Origin of the sequence: Sphaerobacter sp., from assembly GCF_019683595.1 — a bacterium.
Lineage (GTDB): Bacteria > Chloroflexota > Chloroflexia > Thermomicrobiales > Thermomicrobiaceae > Sphaerobacter.
On the sequence record NZ_JADGHZ010000156.1, the window covers coordinates 1 to 7,907 of the forward strand.

Sequence of the window (7,907 nt, forward strand, 5' to 3'; positions counted from 1 at the left end):
TAGTGCTCGTGTGGGCGCCTCTGTTTTGAGTTACATGTACTGGGGGTGCCGCGCGGTATCAGCCGCGCCGGGGTGGGTTCCGAGCCGACGTTGGGACGTGCGATGGGTGGTGCGACGGGTCCCGCCGCTCGGCCCGTGCCTGGCGGCTTTAGCCCGGACACGCGCCACGCGGAGGAACTCCACGCCGGAATGTGAGTACGACACCATCCCCAGCCGGCTTCAGCCGGCTTTCGTTGTGAGCCCGGCGGCTTTAGCCCCAGGCACTCATTGGATCGTGGATACCCTACTACCGGGGTATCAGCGCCTGGTCAGCGGCCACGCAGGACGGCATGGGCCGGGGCGCTAGGCGAGTTGGTCCGGTGTCTTGCCGTGCTCGCTGGGGAGCCATTGGTCCTCGTACCGCTGCCCGGCGGGGTCTGGACGTGCACCAGTGCCCTGCATCGCCGCCGTCTCCCAGAGACCGCGGAGCGGCTGCGGAAGCGCACCGGCGGTATCCCGCCGATCCTTCTCCGGGAGCGCTTCCTGGAGGGTGGCGAAGACCGCGCGGGTGGCGTGGACCGCGTCGTCGCGCGTCGGGAGCCCGGCCCGCTGGCGAACCCGCTCCAGGAACTCGTCGCGGTCGAAGGACGTACCCGTGCCGCTGATCTGGCGCCGCAGCGTCGCGCCCCTGCCCAGATCCCACTCGGCCTTCAACTCCTTGGGCAGGTGGGAGGCGATGTGGCCCGCCTGGCCTTCCGGCAGGCGCTCGTGGAGCGTCTGGAACACGGCGCGGATGCTCTCCTCCGGCGTCGCCACGAAGCGGTCGCCCAGCCGCTGGCGCACCTTATTCACGAACGTCGGCTTATCCATGGACCGCCCCCTCCCGGATGTCGTTCCGGGCCATGTGGTCGAAGCACGACATCGGGGCATCAGGCTCGGACGCATCTCCCGTCCCTGGAGGGGCGGGCGCTGTCTATCGCGGCAATACCGGACCGCTCCGGCCTGGTGGCACCGAGCGCGCTCGCGCCCGGATCGATCGGCCGATTCCAGAAGCTAGGACGGAATCTCGTCCGCCCCGCCGGCCCCCGCGGAGACCGGCCAGCCCAGCTCGCGCGGCCAATTCTCCCGCTCGATGTCGGTGACGCCGGCGGCGAGCACGACGCGGTCGATCTCGACGCGCGCCACTGCGTCCTTCGGGATGTAGATGCCAAACGCCTCCGGCCGGTGCACCAGGAAGTCGTCCTCGCGTACCCCGGCGACGATGCCCACGCCGCGCCCGTCGGAGTCGACGACCGGCACGCCCCGGTGGATGTCAGCTCTGTGCTCCCTCATCGGCGATCCCTCTCCTGCACGCTCGCTCCGAGCTGTTCCCGGCACCCGCAGTAACGTGCAAGGATCATGCCGATGCCGGCTGGTACGCCCCGTGCAACCGATCGTCGGAACCACATGTCCGGCGAGGCACCGGAGAAGGAGACCGCGATGACCACCGATCCGAACCTGCTCCTGCTGGAGCGCATCCGCTGGGGCATGAACGTCTGCGACAGCGAGCACCAACCGATCGGCCGCGTGGTCAAGGTGTATCGCGCCGCCACCTACGGGGCACCTCCGCCCGCCGCCTCCCCCACGGAGATCGAGCCGTACCTTGAAGTGGAACGCGCCGGGAGCGGGACGCGCCTCTTCGTGCCGATCGGATCGCTCAGCGACGTCACCGGCGACTGCGTCGTACTGAACATCACCTGGGATCAGGTGGACCGCATGGGCTGGGAGCAGCGCCCCGACTACCTCCAGGACCCGCCGGGAGAGGGGTAGGTGAGCGGGCAAACCTAGTCAGGAGACAGCAGGGGCCGCACCGCTGCCACGAACTCCGGGGCGTGCGTGCTGAGCTTGTGTTCGGCCAGCTCAACAGCACTCATCGGGGGATTTCGGAGACAAGCTGCTTGCTCCTCGACAAGGCGCGCCAGCAGAACCGGCTCAAGATCGAAGAGATCGCAGAGAAACTCGTCCGGTGTCTTGACTTGTATCTGGAGCGGGTCGAGCACGGCGGCTGGGAAGTGGCGAGTGTTCGCGGTCACGATGAGATCGGCACCGCTGCGCACAGCAGCCGCGACCACGTGTCGATCGTCAGGTGCGGCGTCCATTCTGGAAATCTCGATCCCCTCGACTTGGACCGTCGCGTCTTCAAACGCGTCACGCAGTTCGATGCAGACCTGCTGCGCGTAGGCCCTCGTCCTGCCGCGCCTGATCAGGGTGTTGTGCAACTCGCCCAGGGTCTTAACGCTCCACCGCGGCGTGTAGAGTTCCTCCACGGCGGCACCGATCAAGAGATGCCGCAGCGAGTCAGGCACCAGGACGCACGTGTCGAGTACAGCAACGAACGCTGCTAAGCCAAGATCGGGCAAACCTCACCGCCTAGGTATAGTCGCCCGACTCCTCGCTCGCCTCGATCATGTGCCGGATAGCTTCCTTCCGACGTTCGTAGCGCTTCTGCCGGTATGCGAGGACGTCCCCGAAGCGAATACGCCGGTGCCGGCCGACCGTATGGTACGGGATCTCACCACGCTCAAGGAGCCGGATTAAATAAGGCCGTGACACGTTTAGGATATTCGCCGCTTGCTGGGTCGTCAATTCTTTGTCAATGGGGACAATCGTGACCGCAGCGCCTTCGGCTAAGGCGTGCACTGCCTCGCGAAGCACCCGAAACAGCGACGGAGGCAACGCGATGCGCGTGCCATCGTCGCCGATGAGGGCGGGGCGGTCCGTCCAACGGCTCTCCAGCAAGCGATCAATATCTTCAAGCGACGCGCGCTCGTCGTCAGCCGCCATTACCGGCTTGCTCGGCTTCAATGTAGCTGACTGCATGGGGTACCTCCTCCCGCCTGTGTGGACGCATCATAGCGCCTATTCGAAACAAACGCAACTACCGTGCTCACCCAAAGGTGCCAAGAGGCCCATTCGCCCCTGGCACGCGCGAACGCGACGGGGGGCGGCAGGATGCCGGCGCTCCTGACGAAGGGGTTGGGCGAGGCTCCGTGCGACACCCGCGCTCCTGGGGTTACCGCCGCGTCGTCAGGCGGCGTAGCGCGCTCGGCTCAGTCGAGGTCGGCGACGGCGGGGTGGGGCGCCGGGTCGGTGAGTGCCCGGCGGGCGGGCGCCGCGTCGCGGAGGTGCTGCCGCAGGGCCACGCAGAGGCTGTGGGCGACGATCAGGTGGGCGTCCTCAACCTGCTCGATCGTCTCCGAGGGCACGCAGACGGCGAGGTCCGCCAGGCGACGCAGCTTGCCACCGGTCCGCCCGGTGAGGGCGACGGTCACGGCCCCGGCACGGCGCGCCACGCGCGCGGCGGCGAGGATGTTGGGCGAGTTGCCACTGGCGCTGATCGCGACCAGCACGTCGCCCGGCCGCACCAGCGGTTCCAACTGCTCCGCGAAGATCCGCTCGTAGCTGGTGTCGTTGGCCCAGGCGGTCACGAGCGGCATGTTGTCGGTGAGCGGCACAACCCGGAAGGGGCGCAGCCCGGGCAGGCGGGTCCCCTTGACAAGGTCGCAGGCGAAGTGGGATGCGGTCGCGGCACTCCCGCCGTTGCCGGCGATGAAGACGGTACCGCCGCGAGCGCGGCAGTCGTCCAGCATCTCAGCGGCCCGCGCCACCACAGCGCCCGGCATCGCATGGACCAGGAGCGCGATCTCGCGCCAGTAGCGTTCGATCTCGTCTTGCATCATCACGCTCCTTGTCCATCGCGGCTGAGCCCACCTTGTCCCGTTCCGAGCGGCGTCGGAGCAGACGACGCGCCGGCAAGGTCGCCCGCGACGAGACAGGCGCCCGCCGCGTCGAAGCCGAAGGTCAACTCGCGCAGGCCGTGGGCGGCCATGGCGGCGCGGAGGGCCGGCTGCCGCCGGGGCGGGCAGTAGAACAGGAGAAAGCCGCCGCCCCCGGCGCCGGTGACCTTGCCGCCGAGCGCACCGGCCTCCCGCGCCGCGGCGTACCAGCGGTCGATCTCCGGCGTGCTGACCCGGCCGGAGACGCGCTTCTTCTCCCGCCACCCGTCATCCAGCAGGCGGCCGAAGCGGTCGAGGTCGTGCGCGGTCAGGGCGTCGGCCATCGCGGCGGCGAGCGCCTTCAGCCGGTGGAGCGCGGCCACGACCTCGGGTTTCGTCTCGGTGTCGGCTCGCTGCTGCGCGAGCACCCGTGACGAGTTGCGGGTATGCCCGGTGGCGAAGAGGAGCAGGCGTGTCTCCAGCGCCGCGACGATGTCCGGCGAGAGCCCCAGGGGGTGGACGCGCACTCCGTCGTCGGTGAATTCGATGGCGTTGAGGCCACCGAAGGCGCTGGCGTACTGGTCCTGCTTGCCGATCGGCATCCCGAGCCGGTCGATCTCCAGGTCGCAGGCGATCTCGGCGGCAGCAGCCCGAATGAGCGGGCGCCCGGCGTAGGCGCCCAGCGCCCGGGTTAGCGCCACGGCCATGGCGCTCGACGAGCCCAGCCCGGTGCCGGGTGGCACCTCGGACGCCAGGAAGAGATCGACGCCCTCCGGCAGCAACCTCGCCTCGGCAAACCAGGCGACGGCGGCCTTGGGGAGCGGCAGCGGATCGACGACCGGCGGGATCGTGCCGGGCGGCCAGTGTTCCCAAACCCCGTAGTCGGCCGAGCCGAGGTGGATACCGCCGTCAGCCGGCTGCCGGGCGACGACGTAGGCGTAGCGGGTGATCGCCGCGCTCACGACCAGTCCACCGTAGCGGCGGTAGTAGGCCGCGAGGTCGGTACCACCCCCGCCAAAGCTGATGCGAACCGGCGCGCGTGCGATCGGCATGTGGGGCTCCGTTCGTGGTGCGTCAGCCCTCACCCCCGGCCCCTCTCCCAAAGTTTGGGAGATGGGGGCGGGGGTGAGGGCCGTCCTCTCACGGCCAACTCGTCTCCGTCACCGGAGTCACGATGACCTCCTGTAGGGCGGACTCAGGTGGGATCGTGACGGCGAAGACGATGGTCGCCGCGACGACCGCCGGGTCCTGCAGATTCGCCTCGTCCGGCATCGGGATGCCCTGCTCGATGAACCGGTCGAAGAAGTGGGTGCGCATCCCGCCCGGGATCACCGTCGTGACGCGGATACCGTGCGGTCGCCCTTCGACCCCCAGCCCGCGGCTGAAGCCGATCAGCCCCCACTTGGAGGCGTGGTAGGCTGCGGCGTTGGCCCAGGCGCGTGTGGCGGCGGTCGAGGCCACGTTGACGATGTGCCCTCCGCCCTGCCGCTTCATGATCGGGAAGGCCAGGCGGGAGAAGAGGAACGGCCCGCGCAGGTTCACGCCGATGACCTGATCCCACTGGGCGACCGACATCTCCTCGACCGCCAGGGTGTGGTCGACGGCAGCGCAGTTGACCAGCACGTCGAGCCGGCCGAGCCGGTCGACCACCTGGCCGACGGCGTGAGCGGCGGCGTCGGCGTCGCTGACGTCGCAGCCGAGCGGCAAGGCCTCGACGTCGGCCGCGGCGATCTTGCGCGCGACGCTGGCCGCGGCGTCAGCGTTGATGTCGAGACACACCACGGAGCAACCCTCGCGGGCGAAGGCCCGCGCGGTAGCGGCACCGAGGCCACTCCCCGCGCCGGTCACGAGCGCCACCTTCCCTTGCAGATCGATCCCCGTTGGTCCGTTCCGGCTCATGGGTGCTCCTCTTCCAGCCCGACCCGGCCGGGGTGGGGCATATCGCCGTGGGCAGGCCCACCCGGCGACGACTCGATCTCGCGGATCAGCTCGGCGAAGAGTTCGACCGCGTTGCGGCGGCGGTCGTCGACCGCGGTCGGCAGCCCCAGGTGGTAGGTGCCACTCGGCAGGATGCCGCAGCCACCGTAGTAGCGGATCAGCAGGAACTGGGTGACCACCTCCTCGCCCGCGTGCCCCGGCGGCAGGCGCTCCCACCAGGAGAAGCTGCCGACGCTGAGCAACCGGGCGCGGTCGTAGAGGACGTTGGCGCCGCCGACCCAGGCCACCTTGTAGCGGACCACCCGGCCCTCCGGGCAGTGCTGGCGCTCCAGGTGCAGCGGGTTGGCCGCGTTGTTGACGGTGTGCCGCGCCCAGGGGATCGTCTCCGGTGTGAACGGCTCCGGTCGCACCGGTCCCTCCCACGGCTCGAACGCCACTTGCTCGTGCGGGCGCACGTCGCTCAGGTGCGAGAGCCCGGTGGCGGGACAGCCCACGAAACCGCATTCCTCCTCCCGCAGCACGCGGAGCATGCGCTCCATGACGGGCGGGTCGAGCAGCACGTCGTCGTCCAGGTAGTGGACGTAGGGTGCTCGGCTCTGCTCCAACAGGAACTGGCGCTGCTCGGCCATCCCGCGGCGTGGCCGGTGCCGGTGCAGCGTCACCCGGTGGCCGTGCCATTCGAGCGCGCGGATCAACGTCTGGATCTCGACGCTGTCGAGATACGCCTCCTCCGGCGGCGTCTGGTCGGAGACGACGACGTCGAAGTCGGTGAAGGTCTGGCCCAGCAGGCTGGTGAGCACGACCGCCAGGCCCGTCCGGCGCCGGTAGGTGGGGATCAGGACATCGACCAGGGCCATGGCTCCTCTCCCACCATCGTCTCGCCGGCGGCGAGGTCGGCCGCCGCAGGCGACGGCGCACTGCCCCGGCGCGCCCGCTCGGCCAGCACGGCGACGTAGAGTGCCTGGGTCCGCTCGGCCACGGTCTGCCAGGTGAACGCGCGCTCGACGCGCGCCCGGGCCGCCCGGCCCAGCCGGTCCCGGAGCGCCGGACCGGCCAGCACCTCGGCCAGGCGCCGGGCGAGCGCCTCCGGATCGCGCGGCGGGACGAGGAAGCCCGTCTCGCCGTGGCACACGGTGAAGGCGATGCCGCCGACGGCCGATCCGATCACCGGCCGGCCGCAGGCCATCGCCTCCAGCGGCGTGAGGCCGAACGGCTCGTACCAGGGCGTGGTGACAGCCACGTCGCCCGCACCGTAGTAGGCGGCCAGCTCGCCGGGCTGCCGCTTGCCGGTGAAGATCACCCGGTCGGCGATTCCCAGCTCCCTAGCGAGACGCTGCAGCACGCCGATCTCGGGCGTCGCCCTCGGGTCCGGCTGCTCCGTCTCCCCGCCGACGGCGAGGAGGCGGACCGGTAGCTCGGTCCACCGGGCGAGGAGAGCGACGGCGCGCACGACGTTGCGCACGTCCTTGCGGGGCAGCATCCGCCCGACGTAGACGACCAGCGGGCCGTCAGTGTCCAGCCCGATCCGGCGGCGCGCCGCGGCGCGGTCCATCGGGAAGAACTGCGCGGTGTCCACCGCCGAGGGGATGACGGCCACGCGCGCCGGGTCGGCGCCGTAGTCGTTAACCAGCTCCGTCTGCTCGGCGGGGCACTGGGCGATGAGGCGATCGACCCGCCGGACGATGTCGGTCTCGACCCGGATACGCTCCGGCGGGCTGGTGTCGGCCGCGCCCTGGTGCCGCCGTTTGGTCATGCCCGTGGCGTGGAAGATCTGGACGACGGGCAGGCCGAGCGCTCGGCCCAGCTCGACCGCCACCCAGCCGGACATCCAGAAATTGCCGTGAATCAGGTCGTAGCGCGCCCCCGCGCGGACCGCGAAGCGGAGGATATCGTCGCGGAACGCGGGCATCAACGGCCACAGGTCGTCCTTCGGCAGGAAGCGCGGCGGACCGGCCGGGACGTGGACGATGCGGACGCCGGGTGCCCACTCGAGCGTCTCGGGCTGGTCCGGCGCGTCGCGCCGGGTGAAGACATCGACCGCGTGACCCATCCGGCCGAGCGCGCGGCTCACCTCGTCCACGTAGACGTTCTGCCCGCCCGCGTCCTGCCCGCCAAGCAGCGCCGCCGGGCTGGCGTGCTCGCTCAGGAACGCGATGCGGGGCCGTCGCGGACGCTGGGCGAACATCAGGGTGCCGTCCTCTCTCCCCCCTCTCCCCTTGTGGGAGAGGGGGGCAG

The 7,907-nt window shown here is 70.3% G+C and carries 10 protein-coding genes; 1 reads left to right on the plus strand and 9 read right to left on the minus strand.

Annotated elements, in window-relative coordinates; translation table 11 throughout:
• Positions 1–342 precede the first annotated feature (342 nt).
• Both IRZ30_RS13660 and IRZ30_RS13665 read right to left on the minus strand, forming a co-directional pair.
• Positions 343–849 (minus strand): DUF2267 domain-containing protein, encoded by a 507-nt coding sequence (locus IRZ30_RS13660; RefSeq protein ID WP_294085988.1) that lies wholly within the window; start codon positions 847–849, stop codon positions 343–345.
• Positions 850–1,032: 183 nt separating this feature from the next.
• Positions 1,033–1,311 (minus strand): DUF2171 domain-containing protein, encoded by a 279-nt coding sequence (locus IRZ30_RS13665; protein ID WP_294085989.1) that lies wholly within the window; start codon positions 1,309–1,311, stop codon positions 1,033–1,035.
• Positions 1,312–1,458: 147 nt separating this feature from the next.
• Between IRZ30_RS13665 and IRZ30_RS13670 the strand changes: the two genes are divergently transcribed.
• Complete coding sequence (locus IRZ30_RS13670) at positions 1,459–1,788, plus strand: hypothetical protein (protein ID WP_294085990.1); 330 nt, start codon at positions 1,459–1,461, stop codon at positions 1,786–1,788.
• A gap of 14 nt (positions 1,789–1,802) precedes the next feature.
• Here IRZ30_RS13670 and IRZ30_RS13675 read toward each other — a convergent pair whose 3' ends face one another.
• The 7 genes from IRZ30_RS13675 to IRZ30_RS13705 all read right to left on the minus strand — a co-directional run bounded on the left by IRZ30_RS13675 (position 1,803) and on the right by IRZ30_RS13705 (position 7,857).
• On the minus strand, positions 1,803–2,378 hold the full coding sequence (locus IRZ30_RS13675) for a PIN domain-containing protein (RefSeq protein ID WP_294085991.1): 576 nt from the start codon (positions 2,376–2,378) through the stop codon (positions 1,803–1,805).
• A 10-nt stretch (positions 2,379–2,388) separates the two neighbouring features.
• The gene (locus tag IRZ30_RS13680) at positions 2,389–2,838 is read right to left on the minus strand and encodes a helix-turn-helix domain-containing protein (RefSeq protein ID WP_294085992.1); all 450 of its coding nucleotides are present in this window, start codon (positions 2,836–2,838) and stop codon (positions 2,389–2,391) included.
• A gap of 230 nt (positions 2,839–3,068) precedes the next feature.
• Positions 3,069–3,695, minus strand: a complete 627-nt coding sequence (locus IRZ30_RS13685) for an SIS domain-containing protein (protein ID WP_294085993.1) — start codon at positions 3,693–3,695, stop codon at positions 3,069–3,071.
• Positions 3,696–3,697: 2 nt separating this feature from the next.
• Complete coding sequence (locus IRZ30_RS13690) at positions 3,698–4,786, minus strand: GHMP kinase (RefSeq protein WP_294085994.1); 1,089 nt, start codon at positions 4,784–4,786, stop codon at positions 3,698–3,700.
• A gap of 88 nt (positions 4,787–4,874) precedes the next feature.
• A complete protein-coding gene (locus tag IRZ30_RS13695; RefSeq protein WP_294085995.1) occupies positions 4,875–5,633 on the minus strand; it encodes an SDR family oxidoreductase in 759 nt (252 codons plus the stop codon).
• Positions 5,630–6,529 (minus strand): glycosyltransferase family A protein, encoded by a 900-nt coding sequence (locus tag IRZ30_RS13700; protein WP_294085996.1) that lies wholly within the window; start codon positions 6,527–6,529, stop codon positions 5,630–5,632. Before IRZ30_RS13700 ends, IRZ30_RS13695 begins: the two co-directional genes overlap by 4 nt.
• Positions 6,508–7,857 (minus strand): glycosyltransferase, encoded by a 1,350-nt coding sequence (locus IRZ30_RS13705; protein ID WP_294085997.1) that lies wholly within the window; start codon positions 7,855–7,857, stop codon positions 6,508–6,510. Before IRZ30_RS13705 ends, IRZ30_RS13700 begins: the two co-directional genes overlap by 22 nt.
• Positions 7,858–7,907: the final 50 nt, after the last annotated feature.

Coding starts and splice junctions, on each gene's coding strand:
- IRZ30_RS13660 (WP_294085988.1), bottom strand. CDS start 849: ATGGATAAGCCGACGTTCGTGAATAAGGTGCGCCAGCGGCTGGGCGAC.
- IRZ30_RS13665 (WP_294085989.1), bottom strand. CDS start 1,311: ATGAGGGAGCACAGAGCTGACATCCACCGGGGCGTGCCGGTCGTCGAC.
- IRZ30_RS13670 (WP_294085990.1), top strand. CDS start 1,459: ATGACCACCGATCCGAACCTGCTCCTGCTGGAGCGCATCCGCTGGGGC.
- IRZ30_RS13680 (WP_294085992.1), bottom strand. CDS start 2,838: ATGCAGTCAGCTACATTGAAGCCGAGCAAGCCGGTAATGGCGGCTGAC.
- IRZ30_RS13685 (WP_294085993.1), bottom strand. CDS start 3,695: ATGCAAGACGAGATCGAACGCTACTGGCGCGAGATCGCGCTCCTGGTC.
- IRZ30_RS13690 (WP_294085994.1), bottom strand. CDS start 4,786: ATGCCGATCGCACGCGCGCCGGTTCGCATCAGCTTTGGCGGGGGTGGT.
- IRZ30_RS13695 (WP_294085995.1), bottom strand. CDS start 5,633: ATGAGCCGGAACGGACCAACGGGGATCGATCTGCAAGGGAAGGTGGCG.
- IRZ30_RS13700 (WP_294085996.1), bottom strand. CDS start 6,529: ATGGCCCTGGTCGATGTCCTGATCCCCACCTACCGGCGCCGGACGGGC.
- IRZ30_RS13705 (WP_294085997.1), bottom strand. CDS start 7,857: ATGTTCGCCCAGCGTCCGCGACGGCCCCGCATCGCGTTCCTGAGCGAG.